The organism is Gilliamella sp. ESL0250, from assembly GCF_013345045.1.
GTDB classification, from domain to species: domain Bacteria; phylum Pseudomonadota; class Gammaproteobacteria; order Enterobacterales; family Orbaceae; genus Gilliamella; species Gilliamella apicola_H.
Genome location: NZ_JAAEDV010000011.1, coordinates 44,689 through 64,654, shown reverse-complemented (window position 1 = coordinate 64,654; position 19,966 = coordinate 44,689). Strand labels below are relative to the sequence as shown.

Below are 19,966 nucleotides of genomic sequence, written 5' to 3'. Positions count from 1 at the left end.
AATTACTCGCGTTATTGACAGTAATTTAAGAAGCGACCGTCATAAATAGACATAAAATAACAGAACTAACGCAAATCAAAGATTGGCGATATGGGCTTATATTATAAAGAAAAATAACCGCCACTGATTTGGCTAAACGTTTTGGTGAGTCGTCCAACCATTTGTAACCTGCTAAAAAAGCCTGATTGAAACTATTTGTCTTCTTAACCGGTAGCAATAAACGCTATAAAACCATCAATTATGTCATTAACCATCTGATTAAAATTGAAAAATAGATTAAAGAACTATTAAGACGGCAAGCCAAACAGTCATTTTTCAGGTGATATGTTTTGTAAAAAATATTCAGGATTCTATACCGTTTGGTGATTAATTAAGACTCTGTAGTATTTTATTTGTTAGATTCAAAAGATAGAAAATGATTTATTCACTTTTATAATATGGTTAAACCAAATAAGTTGATTTTAAGTAAAACGCTTTATGCATTATTAGCGGGTTATTTGAATCATGAAGTGTAAGCAATCTGCTGTTTTGCTACAAATAAACGTTTAAGGTAAATGAGTCATAATTGATAAAATTAACGGCGTTGTAATAGAAGATAGCGTCGTTGATATTAATAAGCTTGAAGCAATAGGGCCTTGCAACACTTCAAACTGCCTTGCCATCATATAACAATTTATCGCAATTGAAACCGAACTGAGTAATACCACCACTTGCAATTCTAAAGTTGGTAGTCCGATGAGCTTACCTACAATATAAGTAACAATAGGTAACACAGTCAATTTTAATGTGCAGATAGCTGTTGTAATTAAAAGTTTATCTCGAATTTTATATTCAGCCAGTCCCATTCCTAAAACAATTAATGAAAGAGGTGCTGTCATCTCACTCACCATTTTTGTTGATTTATCGATAAAGTTAGGTAACGGTAAACCAATAAAATTCACTACAATGCCCGTAAAAATTCCAATAATAATGGGATTTTTTGAAACATTTTTAAAGGCTTTAACAAGCCCTTTAGTTGAACATTTTCCCATTTGCACAAATTCAATAGAAACCGTCGCAAGCGTCCATAAAATTAACGCATTAAAGATAACGATAATGGCAACAATGGGGATAGCATTATCGCCTAATAACATTTTAATAATAGGAATACCAACAAACACGGTATTGGTGTAAATACTACCCATAGCAAACATTGTACTTTCTGAACCATTTAATTTAAATAATTTAGATGCAATTAAGCAGCCAATCGCAAAGACGATAAATGATCCACCAAAAAAGACGAATAACAGTTTTATATCGATTTGCGAATGTTCAGAAAAATGACTCATGATCTGAAATAGCATGATGGGAAATGCAATATAAAAGGTAAATTTGGTTAAGCTATCGGTGACTGTTTTTTGCCAACGACCTAGTTTAACTGCTAAAAAACCTAATAAAATTAGCATAAAAAGGGGCAGGGTAGATAAAAACTGCGCCCATAATGTAGTCAGAAATTCCATCGTTATTATTTTATTGATGATTGCGTATGAAGTACCATTCTAAGTCAGTTGAGCGTTTTGAATCAAATTGATAGCCCTCTAGATTAAAACTTTTAATATCGTCACTCTTTTCAATGCAATTTTTTATAATGTATCGACTCATCAGTCCGCGTGCTTTTTTAGCATAAAAACTGATAACTTTATAGGTATCTTTACTTTGATCTAAAAAGATAGGCTGAATAATAGTTGCGTTTAATTGTTTTGGTTTGATCGCTTTGAAATATTCGTTTGAGGCTAAATTGATTAATGTGCGATGTGATGATTTGGCTAGTTCGCTATTAAGGTGTTGAGTTAATTTATCGCCCCAAAATTGATAAAGATTAGTATTATCGCCATTTTTTAAGCGGATCCCCATTTCTAAACGATAAGGTTGAATTAGGTCAAGTGGTCTTAAAATACCATAAAGACCCGATAATATTCTTAAATGAGATTGTGCAAACTTTAGATCTTTATCAGTAAAATCTTCAACATGTAATCCTTCGTAAACATCACCTTTAAAAGCAAGTATGGCTTGTCTTGCATTTTCAAGATTAAAATCACTATGCCAATTTTTGAATCGTTCATAATTGAGTTCGGCTAATTTTTGGCTAATAGACATTAAATTAGACAAATTCTCAACACTTAATTTTTGGCAATCTTCAATGAGTATTTTAGTTGAGTTAATAAATTGAGGTAATGTATGATTTTGGGTTAATAATGGTGATTGGTAATCCAAAGTTTTTGCTGGAGAAATAATTGTTATCATAACGTATATAGCCTATTGTATTTTGCAATAAATAGGTTTATTTTACATCTAATTCAATCCAAAGGAGTAGCAAAATGAACATCGATAAAAAAGAAATACATGATATTAAATCTTGGGCTTCTGTTCGTGAAACCTCGATTGAAATTGCAGAGGCGATTTTTGAGCTAGCTAACCATGATGAAAAACTTGCCGAACAAATTTGGTCGGAAGGTAATGATGAAGTGTTGAAACTTGCGTTTTCTAAAACTAAAGCCGATAAGTTGTTCTGGGGTGAGCAAACTATTGAGCGTAAAAATGTTTAAATCTTTATGAATTTAACTTTCTTAGGGACAAGTGCTGGTTCCCCAACAGCAGAGCGCAATGTAAGTAGTATTGTGCTTGATCTTAGACAAGAGAGGGGGAAGTTATGGCTTTTTGATTGTGGCGAGACAACTCAGATGCAAATGCAAAAAGCCAAATTTAGCCTTGCTAAACTTGAGATCATTTTTTTAACGCATTTACATGGTGATCATGTATTTGGGCTACCGGGCGTTTTAACATCCCGTTCTTTAATGCAAAATCAATCAGCTTTAACATTGATTGCTCCGAAAGGAATTAAGCAGCTTGTCGAAACAGTTAATGAAATTAGCTATTCTTGGTTAACCTATCCGCTCAATATTATTGAACTTGAAGAAAACGGTATTGTTTTTGAAGATAATCAGTTTCAAGTTGAAGCAAAATTATTACAACATCGTGTGCCGTGTTTTGGTTATCGTATTATTGAAAAAGATCTGCCTGCAAATCTCGATATCGAAAAATTACGACAAGATAATATCCCGATGGGATCACATTGTGATGATTTGAAAAAAGGAAAAACCATTACGCTTAACGATGGACGAATCATTAAAGGTAGTGATTATTTAGGTAATATTAACAACGGTCGAAAATTAGCAATTTTAGGCGACACAATAGCGTGTGAGGCATCGATTGAACTTGCTAAAGATGTGGATTTACTTGTTCATGAAGCTACACAAGAACATGCTTTAGCCGAAAAGGCAATTGAACGAGGCCATTCAACCACCGTACATGCTGCAACTATTGCCAAACAAGCTAATGCAAAAAGACTTATTATGACGCATATTAGCCCTAGATATAATTTGAATGATAATGACAAGTTAGTAAATGAAGCAAAAAATGTCTTTGCTAACACTGAAATCGCTATCGATTTTGCAACTTTTCGCGTTTAATTAATCAACTTTCTTTTATTGAACTTCGCCGAGGTTATCGGCGAATTGAGATAATTAACTAAAGACAAAAATCCTTAATTAGTCTTTCTATAGTTACTTTGGTTGGTTTTAAAAAGTCCATTGAAATAAACTCATCCGGTTGATGTGCTTGTTCGATTGAGCCCGGTCCTAATACAATTGTCGGCGAGATTTGATTTAAGTATGGTGCTTCGGTGCTATAGTTAACCGTTTCGGCACTATGGCCGACTAATTTTTCAATATGCTGTAATGCCGGATGATCTTTTTTACATTCGTACCCCGGAATTGGCGCAACCTCATACTGTATCTCGATTCGATTTGGGTATTTATCCATAACAGGTTGTAGCGCATCGCAAAGTGCATGATAAAGTGAATCAATATCGTTATTGGGCAATGCACGAATATCAATCACAAGCTCACAACAACCACAAATACGGTTGGCCGCATCACCGCCATGAATAACACCTAAATTTAGGGTAGGGTAAGGTACGCTGAACCCGTCATTATGATATTGTTCTTTAAATTTTTGTTTTAGCACTAACAAGCGTTCAATGACTAAATTCATCACTTCGATAGCATTAATGCCTTTATCGGGATCGCTTGAATGTCCTGATTTACCAATCACTTTAATAGAATTAGAGATAAACCCTTTATGTGCGCGAATTGGGATTAACGATGTTGGTTCACCAATGATAGTGCAGTCAGGTTGTAGTTTGGTATTCTTGGCAAAAAATGCCGCACCAGCCATTGATGTTTCTTCATCGGCAGTGGCAAGGATATAAATGGGTTTAGTTAACTTTTTAAGATCAATATCACGCAGAGCATCTAAAATAAAGGCAAAAAAGCCTTTCATATCTGCGGTACCAAGCCCATACAGCTTATTATTTTCTTCGGTTAGTTTAAAAGGATCTTTAGTCCACTGCCCATCGTCAAACGGAACAGTGTCACTGTGTCCACTTAACAATAACCCGCCTTGTGTTTTATTTTCGCTGTTTGAATAAGTAGCTAACATATTATATTTATGGCGAGTATTAGGAACGGGTTGGATATCAATAACAAAACCTAAATCTTCAAACCAACTTGCTAACTTATCGATAAGTGGTTTATTAGAATAATCTAATTGCTCGTTAGTAACGTTACTAATTGTTGGTGTTGAAATTAGCTCGTTATACAGTGTTAAAAAAGATGGTAGTGTCATAAAATTACCTTATAAGAAATCAATCAAGATATATCGATTAAGAATTTTATAAGCATAGCATTTACTTTATCATTTGCATATAAATAACCCTGTTGTCCCAATTGATGTTTTACGTTTTGATGGTATTCAATATGCACATTAACTAATGCATAGTTAGCTGATTATGACTTAAATTCAATATTAAATTTGTTGATTACATCACCATATTGTTAATAAATTATTTGAAAATATAAAATAATAAGTCTGTTATTATAGGTAACTTATCAATTAGCAACAGGTATATCATACATTAGTGTGTCATGTAGTGATGTTATTAATTCCAGAACTATTAATAATATATAAAACCGCCCTGCTTAAATTAGAGTTTTTAGCTTTTATTGCGATTGTTTTATGAACAGATATTATTTGCCATAAACATTTGATACTATTTAAACAATGCAATTAATTAGACTATAACGATTTGTTATCTCGTTAAAATTTATTATGAATCGTTTTAAAAATAAGGTGTTATATGAAAAATATAAGCAGGAAGTGGATTGTTATTGCAGTTGTCATTGTTGCTGTTATTTTTATTTTATGGCAACAATTGAAAACCGATGGATATGGATCAGATTTTATTAGTGGCAATGGACGTATTGAAGCGACTGAAATCAATATTTCAGCTAAATTAGCTGGTAGAATAGAAAAAATTAATGTTGATGAGGGCGATTTTGTTAAAGCCGGTCAAGCTTTAGTTGTCATGCAAACGGATACCTTACAAGCACAACTTAACGAAGCCCAAGCACAACATCGACAAGCGGTCAGTAATGAGGCAAGTGCTAAAGCGCAAGTAGCATTAAAAATGAGTGATAAAGTTGCGGCACAAGCAGGTGTAAGCCAAAAAGAAAGTGACTTAGATATCGCCTCAAAACATCTACAACGAACTACCGCCCTATATCAAAAAGGCGCAATATCAATTCAACAATTTGATGATGATACTGCTAAAGTAAACAATGCTAAAGCAGCATTAGATTCTGCAAAATCACAAGTTACTGCTGCTGATGCGGCAATTGCTGTAGCCGAAGCGGGTGTTGATAGCGCCACATCGGCAATCAATGTTGCCAGCGCTAATATTAGAAGAATTCAAGCTGATATCGATGATAGTACTTTAATAGCGCCTGTTGATGGTCGTATTCAATATCGTATTGCTCAGTTAGGTGAAGTTTTACCGTCGGGCGGTAAAGTACTAAATTTAGTTAATTTGTATGATGTTTATTTAACTTTCTTTTTACCTGAAACTGTCGCGGGTAAGGTGGCTATTGGTGATGAAGTCAGACTTATTTTAGATGCGTTACCAGATAAAGCGATTTCAGCTAAAATTTCCTTTGTTTCAAGCGTTGCCCAATTTACGCCAAAAACCGTTGAAACAAAAGATGAACGTCAAAAATTGATGTTTAGAGTTAAAGCACAATTAAGCCCTGAATTATTAAAATGTTATATTACTCAAGTTAAAACAGGCTTACCTGGTGTGGCTTGGGTTAAGCTTGATCCTAAAACGCCATGGCCAGCTGGCTTATCTGATATTGCAAAATGTCCAACCAAATAATTGGAGATAGCAGATGTCAGATTCAGACAATAAGAATTTAGTTTTATTAAACGAAGCTAAATCCATTGATGATGCAGTGGCAAAAGTAAGCAATGTCACACTACATTACAAAAAAAACTGTGCGCTCAATAATATTAATTTGACCATTCCACCGCGATGCATGGTGGGCTTTATTGGGCCTGATGGCGTGGGTAAATCGAGTTTATTATCGCTGATCGCTGGTGCGCATGTTATTCAAGAAGGCTTAGTGTATGTTTTAGATGGTGATATGAAAGATAAGTCGCACCGTAAAAATGTTTGTACACGTATTGCCTATATGCCGCAAGGATTGGGCAAAAACCTTTATCCGACTTTATCGGTTGAAGAAAATTTGCAATTTTTTGCTCGTTTGTTTGGTAATGATGCGGCTGAGCGTCGTCGCCGTATTGATGAATTAACGCGTAGTACTGGATTATACCCATTTTTATCAAGACCGGCAGGGCGACTGTCCGGTGGTATGAAACAAAAAGTTAGCTTATGTTCGGCGTTAATCCACGATCCTGATTTGTTAATTCTTGATGAACCCACAACGGGGGTTGATCCACTTTCCAGAGCCCAATTTTGGCAGTTAATTAACAAAATTCGTAAACAAAGACCGCAAATGAGTGTGATTGTGGCAACCGCCTATATGGATGAAGCCCAAAACTTTGATTGGTTAGTTGCGATGTATGGCGGTAAAATTCTTGAAACTGGCACACCAAAATCCTTACTAGCTAAGACAGCAAAAGATAATTTAGATGATGCATTTATTCAGCTCATGCCAGAAAGCGCTAGACAAGGTTATCAAACTGTCGAAATTCCACCTTTAGATCTTAATAAAGATTTACAAATTGCTATAGAAGCAAAAGATTTAACGAAACAATTCGGTAATTTTATTGCAGTTGATCATGTTAATTTTTCAATTAAACAAGGTGAAATATTTGGCTTTTTAGGCTCAAATGGCTGTGGTAAATCAACCACCATGAAAATGTTAACGGGTTTATTACCGATTTCATCAGGTGAGGCGTGGTTATTTGGTAAACCGGTTGATGCCAGTGATATTAATGTTAGGCGTCATTTAGGATATATGTCTCAAGCATTTTCTTTATATAGTGAGTTAACGGTCAAACAAAATCTAGTTCTACATGCGCGTCTGTTTGGTATTGAAGAAAGTAAAATTTCCACTCGTGTTGAAGAATTACTGAAACGTTTTGGTTTAGAACAAGACACAGAAAATCTGCCCGATAGTTTGCCTTTAGGGGTAAAGCAACGGCTTTCATTGTCAGTTGCCGTTGTGCATAATCCGCAAATTCTTATCCTTGATGAACCAACATCAGGTGTTGACCCCATTGCTCGTGATGATTTTTGGCGTTTAATTATCGAACTTTCTAGAAAAGATAAAGTAACGGTGTTCATCACAACTCACTTTATGAATGAGGCCGCAAGATGCGATAGAATTTCATTAATGCATGCGGGTAAAGTATTAGCAAGCGATACGCCAGATAACATTATCAGCTCCAAAAATGCTAAAACACTAGAAGAGGCCTTTATTAACTATCTTGTTGATGCAGGGGCTGATGATAGTAATGCAGAAGAACACGCTGTTGAACCACCAAAAGAAATACTCAATCAAGCAACAAAAACATTACCAAACAATCACCTTCAAGGATTTAGCCTTACCCGTATGATAGGTTGTCTATGGCGTGAGACTCTTGAATTATCTCGCGATCCTTTGCGAGCATTATTAGCGTTATTAGGCTCAGCAATTTTAATGTTGGTTATGGGATATGGCATTACGATGGATGTTGAGGATCTGCGTTTTGCTGTGCTTGATCGCGATCAAAGTGTAATCAGCCAAAATTATACTCTAAATTTGTCGGGCTCTAAACGTTATTTTATTGAAAGGGCACCTATCACTGATTATAACGATATGGATGCGCGGTTACGCAGTAATGACATTGCTTTAGCGATTGAAATTCCACCAAATTTTGGTCGTGACATACAACGAGGCGATCCCGTTGATATTGCCATTTGGATTGATGGGGCAATGCCACTACGTGCCGAAACAATCAAAGGCTATGTGCAAGGCATGCATCTTGCTTGGTTAAGTGAAAAAGTAAAAGAAGTAACAGGAAAATCCTCAACTAGCTTGGCAAATATAGAAACAAGATACCGTTATAATCCTGATATCAAAAGCTTACCTTCCATGGTACCGGCGGTAATACCTATTTTATTATTAATGATTCCATCAATGCTGGCAGCTTTATCGGTCGTACGTGAAAAAGAGATGGGTTCGATTATCAATTTATATGTAACACCAGTAACTAAAGCTGAATTTTTGCTAGGCAAACAAGTGCCTTATATCATTATTTCTATGTTTAGCTTTTTATTATTGTTATTTATGGCAATCACCATTTTTGGTGTGCCTGTAAAAGGAAGCTTGTTTACTTTGTGCCTAGCTGCATTTGCTTACTGTATTATTTCAACTGGTTTTGGTTTGTTGGCTTCGACTGTCACCCGTAGCCAAATTGCCGTTATCTTTTTAACTTGCGTAGGGACAATGTTACCGGCAATTCAATTTTCAGGATTGCTCAACCCTGTCGCATCTCTAGAAGGCGGTGGCCGTTATATTGGCGAGGTTTATCCAACAACGCATATGCTAATTATTGCTCGTGGTGTGTTTAATAAAGCGCTTGATTTTATCGATCTGCATAATTCAATATTTGCTTTATTGGTCACAATCCCTATTGTGTTGGGTGCCAGTATTTTTCTTCTTAAAAAGCAAGAAGGATAGATATTATGCAAAGTTTAATTAATATTTATCGCTTAGGGATTAAAGAGTTATGGGGGTTATTGCGTGATCCTATCATGTTGCTATTAATTGCCTATTGCTTTACCTTTGATATTTATATTGCTGCAACGGCCACTTCTGACTCGTTACATCATGCCTCGATTGCAGTTGTTGACGAAGATAACTCCCCCTTATCAAGACAAATTATTACAGCCTTTTATCCGCCAATGTTTAATACTCCTGTTAAATTATATTCAATGAATGATGTCGATCATGGTATGGATACGGATAATTATACGTTTGCTTTAAATATTCCGCCTAATTTTCAGCGTGATGTGCTAAATAATCAAAGTCCAGAAATTCAACTCAATATTGATGCAACCAGAATGGGGCAAGCGTTTGTCGGAAATGGTTACATAACGCAAATTATTACTGGTGAAGTGACTGAATATGTCAACCGTTACAGTAAGGTAACAAATTTGCCTGTTAATATACAAGTGCATACTGCTTTTAACCCTAATTTAACGCGATCTTGGTTTGGTTCGGTCATGGAAATTATCAATATTGTGACAACATTATCTATTATATTAACGGGTGCCGCCTTAATGAAAGAGCGCGAACATGGTACGATTGACCATCTTCTTGCCATGCCTGTTACCTCTTTGGAAATTATGATATCCAAAGTATGGTCAATGGGGCTTGTGGTATTAATATCAACTTGGGTAGCGTTGTTACTTGTTGTTCATAGTTGGCTAAATGTCCCAATTGCAGGTTCGGTAACTTTATTTTTAATTGGTGCAGCGCTACATCTTTTTGTGACAACGTCACTTGGCATCTTTATGGCAACAGTAGCAAAATCTACTGCGCAATTCGCAATGTTACTTATTTTAATTTTGTTACCGTTACAAATGCTATCTGGGGGGAGTACTCCGCGCGAAAGCATGCCAGAAATTGTGCAAAATATTATGATGTTTGCTCCAACAACCCATTTTGTTGAATTAGGGCAGGCAATATTGTATCGAGGTGCTGGCTTAAGTATGGTTTGGACTTCGTTCGCATGGTTATTGGCAATTGGTACCGTGTTCTTTTTAATTGCTTTAAGGCGGTTTCGTAGTTCAATTGTGAATATGGGATCATAATATCCCATATTTTATTGCAAAATTAGTACTATTATATTTTTAGTCACAGTTACTATTTATTGTACTTTTAAATATATGCAATATTTTTTGCTCAAGCTGATAATTTTGTTGAACTGGATTTAGTTTTTATAATCGGTAAAGTAAATCAGCTATTTAACCAATGGCAATTCATCCCAACGAGTGGTATATCGCTGGCTTAGTAACTCTCGCTTTATTTGCCATGGTGCTGATTTTTGGATTCCTCCTAACTGAATTGTGTTTTTTCCCATTTTTTGATTAATTGAATCAATTGTCTTCATCAACATGTCACTTTTACGCTGCAATAAATGTGCTGGTTCAGTAATGAAAAAGTCAGGTTGGGAATAACTATTTTTAGCTTTTAAATCCAGTAACATAACGCCTGATTTTATAAATGAAAAATCTTGCCGATAAATTACCTGTAAACCCTTTTGCGCAGCTTGAATAATTAATCGCGAATCGTTTGTTGGAAAAGCAAGGGGTATCACAATGGAGGGATGATATTGTGATGTGTTTGTACAAAATTGATTTGTTTTTAAAAAAACAAGAACAGCATTAGTTACTGATTGTTGTTGCCTTAGTTTTTCGGCTGCACGACTTGCATTTATGCGGATTGCTTCTTGCAAATCAAATAATTCACTGGTTAGTTTGCCAAAACTACGCGAGATCATAATGTTCTTTTTAGGGAAAGATAGATCATCTAATTCAATACAGCTAGTGCCTTGTAATTCCAACACGGTTCGTTCTAATACTACCGAAAATTTTTGTTTAATCTGTGTTAGATTTGCTTGTTTTAAATCCCAGGCTGTATAAATTCCTAAATTTTGTAATTTTTTAGCAGTATGTCGACCTATGCCCCAAATATCATGGATAGCAAATGTTTTTAATATTTTTGTGAGCGATTTTTGCTCTGTGGGTAAACAATAAACATTTTGATAAATAGCTTGCTTTTTGGCTATGTGATTAGCTAACTTTGCTAAAGTTCGAGTCGGTGCGATGCTAATACTGACAGGTATCCCTGTATCACGCTTTATGATCCCTTTTAATTTTAGGCAATAAGATATTACATCGGTAAATCCATTTAATTGAATAAATGCTTCATCAATAGAATAGAGTTCAATATTTGACGTATAATTTCGTACAGTATCAAAGACACGCTGGCTCATATCGCCATAAAGTTCGTAATTGGAGCTTAGTAGAGTAATTTGCTGACGAATTTTAGAGGGAATTTGATAAGCAGGCATTCCCATAGGAACAAGTTGCTTTAATTCATGGGAACGAGCAATAACACAACCATCATTATTTGATAAGATACCGATTGGTTTTCCTTCTAATTTAGGATTAAACACGCGTTCGCATGAAACATAAAAATTATTACAATCAATCAACCCAATCATACATGCGCTCGTTTTCGTAATGAATGAATGGTGTGTATTACAATACCCCAAATGTGTACCTCTTTTCCAGTCAAAGATATAGGCTGAAAAAGCTCATTACCCGACAATAAATAAGGTTGATCTTCAATTGTTCCCAAACATTTACAAGTAAGTTCACCATCAACAGCTGCGATCACAATATCATCAATTTTCGGTTCTAAAGCTCGGTCAACAATTAACAGATCACCATTAAAAATACCATAGCCAATCATAGAGTCGCCTGCCACTTTAATATAATATGTTGCGCTAGGGTGTTTTACTAAATGTTCGGTTAAATCAAGTTTCGTTTCTAAATAATCATCGGCTGGTGAGGGGAATCCTGCTCTGACTGGGATATCAACCAAAGATAAGTGATTTTTGATAGTAGCATCAGCGGTACCAATTACAAGACAATATTTACTCAAGAAAATTCTCCTAAAAATCAACGTGCAAATTTACACCACGTTACAAGATTCGTGATAAAATACGGCATATGTATAAATATACAGTGTAGAATTTTTGATTCAATAAAAATCAGTGTAAAAAAATAGAAATAGAGTAAAAATCATTGCGTCCCTTTGCTGTAATTATTAGATATACAATCATTATTGATATATTTAGACTGATAGTTGAGTGGCATATTTTATATTGTGGTAATTGATAAAATAGTCTCTCCTAATTAAATTGATACAATTTGTATTACCGATTTTACAATGCTACATAAATGATTTACATTGTATTAAAATTTTATTAATTAATTTAAAACATATTTCACAGTATCTTGAATTATTTATTCACTGCCATATATATAGTTTCTAGTAACATGATTTTTAAGTAGTAAATTAAATATATAGATTAGTCAACTTATTATCTATATTGATGATGTTTTTATGACCGAAAAGATCGCATAAAAAAATTACTATTTAGGTTAATTCGATCGCATATTGATTTTTACCATAATTTGACAATTGCTTTATTAGTTTAAATTATATTTGTTTTTTATAGGTAAAATTTATGTTTGTTGATTTTTATCAAAAAAAATTTTAATGTTTTTGGTGTTTTTAAGTTAGTTGACCTTTCTTGATTTACACAAGGTTGAGAAGAATAAGTATAATACTTTCCAAGTTACGATATTTGACGTTTAAATATACCAAGAGTTGTTATATTAATAATGTCTTTATTTTAATACGCTAAAAACAAAATAGCGTTAAGTTATATCAAGTTTTAAACAAGGTGGAATGTAGTTTTGCAAATATAGTTTTGTAGTTAATAGTGTATATTCGATTTTGTTATCCCTTATTTTTGCTCGGTCATAAATAAAAAATCTAGTCCAAAGTTACCGACCCATTACCGAATTTGTATTTCAAGTAATATTATTTTAGGAGTTTTAAAAAATGAATTTAATCTGGTCAGCAGTTGGGCAAGTTGTTAGTTCTTGTCTTCCGGTCTTTTTGTTAATTTTTCTTGGTTGGTTATGTGTACAACAAGGAATTTTTTCAAAAGATTCTAAAAAATTATTATCAGGACTTGTATCAAACTTTGTTTTTCCTGCATTGCTTTTTGTGCATACGTCTCATGCCAAACCATCACAAATATTTAATGGTATTTGGATGATTGCCTTTTTCTGCACTATGTCATTTTTATGGATAATTTGCTTTTTAACCAATAAATACATTTTGCATAAAGAGTTAAAATCAACAGCAATGAATGCAATGCTTTGCTGTTTTCCAAATATGGGCGGAATGGGGGTGCCTTTTTTAACGTTGATGCTTGGGGCAGCTTCTACCATTTCGGTCGCGATTGCTAATTTTGTTGTCGCATTATCATTGATCCCAATGACAATCTTTTTATTAGAACTTTGTGATACTAAATTATCTGGCGGTAAAGTCACCGGCGATATGATTTTTAGTGCGGTAAAAAATTCGCTCATGAAACCGATGTTTTTAGCCGTGATTTTAGGGCTAATTGTTAGTGTCACCGATGGAACCCAATGGTTACCTCATTTTGTATTTAACACTTTTGATATTATGTCAAATGCCTGTAACTTTATTTCGCTTATTGCGGTAGGTGTTGGTATTCATGGCGTTAAATTGAAATTATCTAAACCATTATTGATCAATATTGTATTGAAAAGTTTTATTACACCAATTGTTGCACTTATTGCCGTATATCTATTTGGTATCACAGGGATGGAAGCAGAAGAGCTAGTATTCCTATTGGCAATGCCAACGGCATCAACAGCAGTTATTTTGGCTTATAATTGGAATGTTGAGCAAGAACAAGCATCAAGCATTTTCTTTGCATCAACGGTTCTATCTATCTTTATTTTACCAACTTTATTACTTATTATGGATTTCACCATTCCTGGTGTTGCTTAATAAATAAAAACTAGGTATTGATGCCCTCGTTTAGTTTTAAATGAGGGCATTTTTATTACCCATTATACGCTGCTTGCAAGCGACTTTTCTTTAATTACCAATGCAACCACAGAACAAACACACCCACCAATAGATTTAATTAATAAAATCCCAAATAAATCTGAAAATTTACAAAAAATAAGAAGTATTGATTTATCTGGTAATGTTACAGAGGTTAGATCATTTATTATCAATAATTTAAAATTAAATTCCTTTATTTTTAAATGTGTGGAAGTCGTAGAATATAACAGTTGGGGATTAAGTTTTTCTAGCGATAACTCTAATAATAACGAGAATGAAAATATGGAACACCTAGTAATTGGACTAGGTTTGTTTGATGGTTATGTGTTAACTATTAATTATCCTGAAAGTAAAATAATAGTATCGGATAAAACGGATATTTCTGCTGACTTAGATAAAAAATGGATTCCAATTCCCTTTCATCTCAATGATGAAGGTTTAGTTATTGAGATGTCTGATGGTATAAAAGGTTATAAAATGATTTTAGATAGTGGAGCCACTATGTCAGTCATAAAAGAGCAATCCCTGTCACCTAAAACGATTAAAATAAATGATGATGAAAGTGATTATAAATTTGTCAATAATGTTGCTAATGATAATATCAAAGCTGTTATATTGGACTCCCTTCCTGCTGAGTTCCAGTCTGATGGATTGATCGGATTTGATTTTCTAAGTAAAAATATAGTTAAAATTGATTTCAAAAATAAGAAACTCTGGATTCAAGCAGTAGCAAAAAAATAATTTTATAGCGAACTTTAACATATTTAATTGAGTTTTCGCATTTGATACTCACTAATAAATAGTTTCATGAATATACAAAATTAAAGTAAAGATATTTAAGCATTAATATGTTTACTCTTAATATATTTTCTTTATCCCATTTAGCTTTTAAATCATCCTCGATAAGATCATCATAACAGCATTTTTCAACAATGAGAAATGTCCACATGGTAATCAAAAAAACACCCAAAATTTGCATTATGGCTAGTGCTAGTTAGTGGCACTTGCACAGTGAGAACAAACTGAGTAATGATATTACAAGGCAGTTAACGATAATTGAAAATCGTATTAACGTGCAAGTGAGTAAACCTGTCACCGAACGCCATCGTTATTATTTTGATTATAAAAGATTAATGTAAGACATAAATACGATAAAGCAAGGCATTAATCGCTATCAAAATCCTATTCGGGCACAACCGCATCCTCCAGTCATTTTTACAGTGGAATATCATACAGAGGATAAACCATGAGTTGGTTTGGCTTACGAACGGCTAATTCAGCTAAAGCCATAATAAAACTCTCCTTTAGAAATCAAACTAAAAGGCAGAATTATTATATAAAATAAGATGTTCGTTTAAAACGATAAAAGTGTACTAGCTCGAACTCAAAGTGTACTAAAAATTGTATTAAATTTAAGTCCTGTGGGTATGTTTGGATACACTTCAGTATATGAAAAACAGCTAATGAATTGGAGCGGGAAACGAGGTTCGAACTCGCGACCCCGACCTTGGCAAGGTCGTGCTCTACCAACTGAGCTATTCCCGCATAGATAAGAAGTGGTGCCCGGGGCGAGACTTGAACTCGCACGGCCAAAAAGGCCGAGGGATTTTAAATCCCTTGTGTCTACCGATTTCACCACCCGGGCTCAAAACTGATTACTAGGAAGTAATTCGCTTTGAATGCAGTGCATTTTACCGATCTTATGATTTCAGTCAATAAAAATTTTAAATTAATCGTTTAATTGTTCAATGTTTGACTGATTATCACTTTGAATGCAGTATTTTGAATTTGAAAGGGGATGAGTAATTTTGTTTATACGAACTTTTTGAACAAAACTACTCATATAAAAAGATGTTAAGATGGAAATATTAATCAAAAGTTATTCTTCTTCTAATAAATCGCTATGTGCTATCCATAAATATTGTAACATTGATAATAGCGTTAATACTGTTGCAATAAACAACGCTGCAAGACCTGCGTAAATAACAATGTCACAAGGGCGCCAAAGTAGCCAAGTTAGCGCTGTCATTTGTGCTATCGTTTTGATTTTACCAATTGACGAAACGGCTACATTGTTGCGTTTGCCGATTTCAGCCATCCATTCGCGTAAGGCCGATACTATAATTTCGCGCGAAACGATAATAATTGCTGGAATTGAGATCCACCATGCTTGGTAATATTGGGTAATTAAAACTAGTGCAATTGTTACCATGATTTTGTCGGCGACTGGATCTAAAAATGCGCCAAACTTAGTTGTTTGACCTAAGCGACGGGCAAGATAACCATCTAATACATCAGTCACGGCAGCAATTAAAAAAATCAATGCAGAAAAAAAACCAGACCATTTATAGGGAAACAAATAAAATGCCAACACAAAAAAAGGGATTAAAATAACTCGAAATAGTGTTAAGGCTGTTGGAAAATTAATTTTCATGTGACATAAACTCTTTTTTTTATTTTATTAATCAATGCATTAGAGATTGATAAAAAACAGTCTTTTCTTAATGGTTATGTTGCCTGAAATATGTTATTTTTTCAATGTGTTATTGTTGTAAATTTAGATAAATTTTTTCAGCTAATGATTTTGATATACCTTGCACTTGAGCTATTTCGTCAATACTGGCACTTTTTAACTCTCTTAATCCGCCAAAATGTTTGAGTAACGCTTGACGTCTTTTGGCACCAATACCTTCAATATGCTCTAATGCACTGTCAGTAAGTTGCTTTGTCCCTTTTTTACGCTGACCTACGATAGCATGATCATGTGATGCATTTCTAATTTGTTGAATAAGCAATAGTGCAGGGGAATGGTCATCAAGGTAATATCCCGTGCCATGAGCTTCAAAAAATAGTGTTTCTAATCCTTCTTTGCGCTCAGCGCCTTTAGCTACACCAATTAAAATAGGGTGATTTTTGTTCCAATTAACATCCAATTGTTCAAATACTTGTAGAGCTTGGTTAAGTTGTCCTTTACCGCCATCTATAAAAATAATATCAGGCACTTTTTCAGTTGGTAGCTCTTTTTTACTGTAACGGCGAGTTAATACTTGTTCCATTGCTGCATAATCGTCACCAGGTGTAATTCCGGTAATATTGTAGCGTCGAAACTCAGATTTAACCGGTCCCTTATCATCAAAAACGACACAAGATGCAATGGTATTTTTACCCATAAAATGGCTGATATCAAAACATTCCATTCGATTAATTTTGTCAATCCCCAAAAAGGCTTTCAATGCATCGTAACGTTGTTTAATAGTTGAGTTTGCTAGTAGTTTATTTTTAACCCCAGTTTGAGCATTCACGGTTGCGATATTGAGTAATTTAAGATTATCACCTTTGGGTTCATCAACCAGTTTAACTTGATGATCAGCAATAAGTGACAGTGTCTCTTCCATTGGTTGTTTATCAGACAACGAAAAATTAAGTAAAATCTTTTTAGGAATATTTCTATTTTGATTGCCTTGCAAATAAAATTGTCCCAAGAAGGTTTCAATAACTTCTTCTAGTTCGGTATTTGATGGTACTTTAGGAAAATAAGAGCGATGTCCAAAGGTTTGGCCATTTCGAATAAATAAGACATATATACAAGCCAAGCCTGATTCATAATGGAAACCAATGACATCAAGATTATCATTATTATTATATATAGCTTGCTTTTCATTAATATGTTTTATTGCTTGTAGTTGATCACGCAAAACCGCAGCCTTTTCAAAATTGAGCTCTTTACTGGCTTTTTGCATATCTTCGGTTATTTTTTGTAGTATTTGGTCTGATTGACCGGATAAAAATAACCTAACATAGTTAACTTGCTCTAGATAGTCTTCATCACTGACTAAACCTGGCACACAAGGACCTAAGCAACGTTTAATTTGATATTGCAGACAGGGACGAGTTCGATTTCGATAGGTTGTATTTAAACACTGTCTTATTGGAAACGTTTTTTGCAATAGTGTTAATATCTGTTTTACTGCATAACCACTAGGGTAGGGACCAAAAAATTCATCTTTTTTACGATTAATTGCTCCACGATAAAGGGATAGTTGAGGATGCCTCTCTTTGCTTAGTTTTATAAACGGGTAGCTTTTGTCATCCTTTAAAAGCACATTATATCGTGGTTGATGTTTTTTGATGTATGTTTGTTCAAGTAGTAGGGCTTCAGTTTCAGTATTGGTAATCGTAAATTCAACACGATGGATATGGCTAACAAGCATATCTGTTTTTAGTGTTTTTTTACTGCTATTAAAATAGCTTTTTAAGCGATTATTGAGATCTTTGGCTTTGCCCACATAAATAATCGTTTCTTTATCATTAAACATCTGATAAATTCCCGGTTTATGTGGGACTGTTTTCAAAAAGGATGTTGAATCAAATTGGTTCATATTAGTTTTCGAATGTGAGGGCTTTTTTCTCTATAACTCTCATAATGGTGCTCAGTAATCCATTTATCAAGAGGTATATTAGCCCTGCAACCACAAAAATAGAAAAATCATAGTAATCACCATTTAATTGATTGCTATATCCCATAATATCCATCACTTGAATCATTGATACTAAGGCCGTGCCTTTAATCACGAAAACGACTTCATTTGAATAAGTTGAAAGAGCCCGCTTTAATGCATATGGCACGATAACTTTTAATGTTTGTTTTTTATTCATACCAAGCGCTTGACAAGCTTGCCATTGTCCTTGAGGTAAAGATTTTAGTGCACCATAAAAAATTTGTGTTGTATAAGCTGCACTATTGAGTGTTAAGGCTAAGTATGCACAAAACCAAGATGATGAAATAAGTTCATAAAGGACAGGCATTTTACTTAACGTATCACTAAATTGCGAAGGTCCGTAATAAATTAAAAATAGTTGGACAAGCAGTGGTGAACCCGTAAATAGAATAATATAAGTACGAATAACTTTAGTTAATACATTTGAATTTAATGATAATAAACATGCTAAGACGATTGCCAGTAATCCAGCCGATAGAATTCCCAAAATACCTAAGCTTAAAGTATTAGGTAGACCTTGTAGTATGATTTTAAGGTAATAAACAAAATTATCAGACATAATACGACCTTATTAACTTTTTGCTGATGTTGGTTGTTCAAAATAAGTTGAACGTTTTTCAATTCGCGATATTACTTTTTTGCTTAAAATAGAGATAATGAGATAAATAATCATTGCGATGATATACCATAAAAAAGGTTGGTTTGTTCGAGCAATAATGGTTTTAGTTTGCATCATTAAATCATTAATTGTGATGGTCGAAACCAGTGCGGTATCTTTTAACAAAATTAACCACTGATTACTTAATCCAGGTAAGGCATGACGCCACATTTGTGGCATTATAATACGGAAGAATGTGCGTGATTTACTAAGTCCAAGTACTTGGGCAGCTTGTCTTTGTCCGTTGGGAATTGCCTTGAATGCACCGCGAAGCGTTTGTGACGCATAGACTGCATATAATAGTGAAAGTGCAGCTACACCACATAAAAAAGGGTTAATATTAAAATTTTGAATATCGAGTTGTATTGTTAATGAGGCGAAGTAAAAATTAATTGTAAATCCATCATTTAATAATATGAGTAATAAGGGTAACCCATTATAAATGGCGACGACAATTAATAGTTCAGGTAAAGCTCGAATCGTTAAATTAAACAGAGACATTAACCATGCAACTGGTTTGAATGGAGCCGATTCTAATAGCGTAAAAATAAAGGCAAAAAACATACCTATAATTAACGATACCAATGCTAATGATAATGTAATTGATGTAGCTTGCGTTAGTGGCAAGATATATCCATCCATCAAAGGTAGGATCCAGTTTGTTCCATTTGTTAGAAAGT

The 19,966-nt window shown here is 34.2% G+C and carries 17 protein-coding genes and 2 tRNA genes; 8 read left to right on the top strand and 11 right to left on the bottom strand.

The features are described 5' to 3' along the window. Positions 1–545: 545 nt before the first annotated feature. Both GYY69_RS09405 and yaaA read right to left on the bottom strand, forming a co-directional pair. Positions 546–1,499 carry an AEC family transporter gene (locus GYY69_RS09405; protein WP_174797433.1) on the bottom strand — a complete coding sequence of 318 codons (954 nt, stop codon included), beginning with the start codon at positions 1,497–1,499 and terminating at the stop codon, positions 546–548. A 10-nt stretch (positions 1,500–1,509) separates the two neighbouring features. Further along, on the bottom strand, positions 1,510–2,283 hold the full coding sequence (yaaA, locus tag GYY69_RS09400; protein ID WP_174797432.1) for a peroxide stress protein YaaA: 774 nt from the start codon (positions 2,281–2,283) through the stop codon (positions 1,510–1,512). A gap of 74 nt (positions 2,284–2,357) precedes the next feature. Here yaaA and GYY69_RS09395 point away from each other — a divergent pair, with 74 nt between their 5' ends. Continuing rightward, entirely contained in the window at positions 2,358–2,585 is a 228-nt protein-coding gene (locus GYY69_RS09395; RefSeq protein WP_174797431.1) for a YccJ family protein, read from the top strand. Between the two features lie 6 nt (positions 2,586–2,591). After that, positions 2,592–3,509: a ribonuclease Z gene (rnz, locus tag GYY69_RS09390; RefSeq protein ID WP_174797430.1), complete on the top strand. Its 918-nt coding sequence runs from the start codon at positions 2,592–2,594 to the stop codon at positions 3,507–3,509. 58 nt (positions 3,510–3,567) lie between these two features. On the opposite strand, the gene argE is transcribed toward rnz, so the two are convergent. After that, positions 3,568–4,725 (bottom strand): acetylornithine deacetylase, encoded by a 1,158-nt coding sequence (argE, locus tag GYY69_RS09385; RefSeq protein WP_174797429.1) that lies wholly within the window; start codon positions 4,723–4,725, stop codon positions 3,568–3,570. A 511-nt stretch (positions 4,726–5,236) separates the two neighbouring features. Between argE and GYY69_RS09380 the strand changes: the two genes are divergently transcribed. Genes GYY69_RS09380 through GYY69_RS09370 form a run of 3 tightly spaced genes read left to right on the top strand, consistent with a single transcriptional unit; the run spans position 5,237 to position 10,258 of the window. After that, positions 5,237–6,310: an HlyD family secretion protein gene (locus GYY69_RS09380; RefSeq protein ID WP_174797428.1), complete on the top strand. Its 1,074-nt coding sequence runs from the start codon at positions 5,237–5,239 to the stop codon at positions 6,308–6,310. A gap of 13 nt (positions 6,311–6,323) precedes the next feature. Continuing rightward, a complete protein-coding gene (gene rbbA, locus GYY69_RS09375) occupies positions 6,324–9,122 on the top strand; it encodes a ribosome-associated ATPase/putative transporter RbbA (RefSeq protein WP_174797427.1) in 2,799 nt (932 codons plus the stop codon). Between the two features lie 5 nt (positions 9,123–9,127). Beyond that, complete coding sequence (locus GYY69_RS09370) at positions 9,128–10,258, top strand: ABC transporter permease (protein WP_174797426.1); 1,131 nt, start codon at positions 9,128–9,130, stop codon at positions 10,256–10,258. Positions 10,259–10,407: 149 nt separating this feature from the next. Here GYY69_RS09370 and GYY69_RS09365 read toward each other — a convergent pair whose 3' ends face one another. Then, on the bottom strand, positions 10,408–11,673 hold the full coding sequence (locus GYY69_RS09365; protein ID WP_174797425.1) for a Y-family DNA polymerase: 1,266 nt from the start codon (positions 11,671–11,673) through the stop codon (positions 10,408–10,410). Next, a complete protein-coding gene (locus GYY69_RS09360) occupies positions 11,670–12,116 on the bottom strand; it encodes a LexA family protein (RefSeq protein WP_202984988.1) in 447 nt (148 codons plus the stop codon). The genes GYY69_RS09365 and GYY69_RS09360 overlap by 4 nt, the downstream gene beginning before the upstream one ends. Positions 12,117–13,085: 969 nt before the next feature. On the opposite strand from GYY69_RS09360, the gene GYY69_RS09355 reads away from it, so the two are divergent. From GYY69_RS09355 to GYY69_RS13145, 3 genes are all read left to right on the top strand, one after another. Further along, positions 13,086–14,069 (top strand): AEC family transporter, encoded by a 984-nt coding sequence (locus tag GYY69_RS09355; RefSeq protein ID WP_065637570.1) that lies wholly within the window; start codon positions 13,086–13,088, stop codon positions 14,067–14,069. 342 nt (positions 14,070–14,411) lie between these two features. Then, positions 14,412–14,870 (top strand): hypothetical protein, encoded by a 459-nt coding sequence (locus tag GYY69_RS09350; protein WP_174797424.1) that lies wholly within the window; start codon positions 14,412–14,414, stop codon positions 14,868–14,870. Positions 14,871–15,271: 401 nt separating this feature from the next. Next, positions 15,272–15,379: a hypothetical protein gene (locus GYY69_RS13145; protein ID WP_446718897.1), complete on the top strand. Its 108-nt coding sequence runs from the start codon at positions 15,272–15,274 to the stop codon at positions 15,377–15,379. A gap of 219 nt (positions 15,380–15,598) precedes the next feature. Here GYY69_RS13145 and GYY69_RS09345 read toward each other — a convergent pair. From GYY69_RS09345 to artQ, 6 genes are all read right to left on the bottom strand, one after another. Further along, positions 15,599–15,674, bottom strand: a tRNA-Gly gene (locus GYY69_RS09345). Between the two features lie 12 nt (positions 15,675–15,686). Then, positions 15,687–15,774: transfer RNA gene (locus tag GYY69_RS09340), tRNA-Leu, on the bottom strand. 234 nt (positions 15,775–16,008) lie between these two features. Continuing rightward, positions 16,009–16,563 (bottom strand): CDP-diacylglycerol--glycerol-3-phosphate 3-phosphatidyltransferase, encoded by a 555-nt coding sequence (pgsA, locus tag GYY69_RS09335; RefSeq protein WP_174786729.1) that lies wholly within the window; start codon positions 16,561–16,563, stop codon positions 16,009–16,011. Between the two features lie 109 nt (positions 16,564–16,672). Further along, positions 16,673–18,508 (bottom strand): excinuclease ABC subunit UvrC, encoded by a 1,836-nt coding sequence (uvrC, locus tag GYY69_RS09330; RefSeq protein ID WP_174797423.1) that lies wholly within the window; start codon positions 18,506–18,508, stop codon positions 16,673–16,675. 1 nt (position 18,509) lies between these two features. Continuing rightward, positions 18,510–19,187, bottom strand: a complete 678-nt coding sequence (gene artM / locus GYY69_RS09325) for an arginine ABC transporter permease ArtM (RefSeq protein ID WP_174797422.1) — start codon at positions 19,185–19,187, stop codon at positions 18,510–18,512. A 12-nt stretch (positions 19,188–19,199) separates the two neighbouring features. Then, complete coding sequence (gene artQ / locus GYY69_RS09320; protein ID WP_174797473.1) at positions 19,200–19,928, bottom strand: arginine ABC transporter permease ArtQ; 729 nt, start codon at positions 19,926–19,928, stop codon at positions 19,200–19,202. Positions 19,929–19,966: the final 38 nt, after the last annotated feature.

Bases quoted from the DNA above. Each gene is read 5' to 3' on its own strand.
- GYY69_RS09405 (WP_174797433.1), bottom strand. From the start codon at position 1,499: ATGGAATTTCTGACTACATTATGGGCGCAGTTTTTATCTACCCTGCCC.
- yaaA (WP_174797432.1), bottom strand. From the start codon at position 2,283: ATGATAACAATTATTTCTCCAGCAAAAACTTTGGATTACCAATCACCA.
- GYY69_RS09395 (WP_174797431.1), top strand. From the start codon at position 2,358: ATGAACATCGATAAAAAAGAAATACATGATATTAAATCTTGGGCTTCT.
- rnz (WP_174797430.1), top strand. From the start codon at position 2,592: ATGAATTTAACTTTCTTAGGGACAAGTGCTGGTTCCCCAACAGCAGAG.
- argE (WP_174797429.1), bottom strand. From the start codon at position 4,725: ATGACACTACCATCTTTTTTAACACTGTATAACGAGCTAATTTCAACA.
- GYY69_RS09380 (WP_174797428.1), top strand. From the start codon at position 5,237: ATGAAAAATATAAGCAGGAAGTGGATTGTTATTGCAGTTGTCATTGTT.
- rbbA (WP_174797427.1), top strand. From the start codon at position 6,324: ATGTCAGATTCAGACAATAAGAATTTAGTTTTATTAAACGAAGCTAAA.
- GYY69_RS09370 (WP_174797426.1), top strand. From the start codon at position 9,128: ATGCAAAGTTTAATTAATATTTATCGCTTAGGGATTAAAGAGTTATGG.
- GYY69_RS09365 (WP_174797425.1), bottom strand. From the start codon at position 11,673: ATGATTGGGTTGATTGATTGTAATAATTTTTATGTTTCATGCGAACGC.
- GYY69_RS09355 (WP_065637570.1), top strand. From the start codon at position 13,086: ATGAATTTAATCTGGTCAGCAGTTGGGCAAGTTGTTAGTTCTTGTCTT.
- GYY69_RS09350 (WP_174797424.1), top strand. From the start codon at position 14,412: ATGGAACACCTAGTAATTGGACTAGGTTTGTTTGATGGTTATGTGTTA.
- pgsA (WP_174786729.1), bottom strand. From the start codon at position 16,563: ATGAAAATTAATTTTCCAACAGCCTTAACACTATTTCGAGTTATTTTA.
- uvrC (WP_174797423.1), bottom strand. From the start codon at position 18,508: ATGAACCAATTTGATTCAACATCCTTTTTGAAAACAGTCCCACATAAA.
- artM (WP_174797422.1), bottom strand. From the start codon at position 19,187: ATGTCTGATAATTTTGTTTATTACCTTAAAATCATACTACAAGGTCTA.
- artQ (WP_174797473.1), bottom strand. From the start codon at position 19,928: ATGGATGGATATATCTTGCCACTAACGCAAGCTACATCAATTACATTA.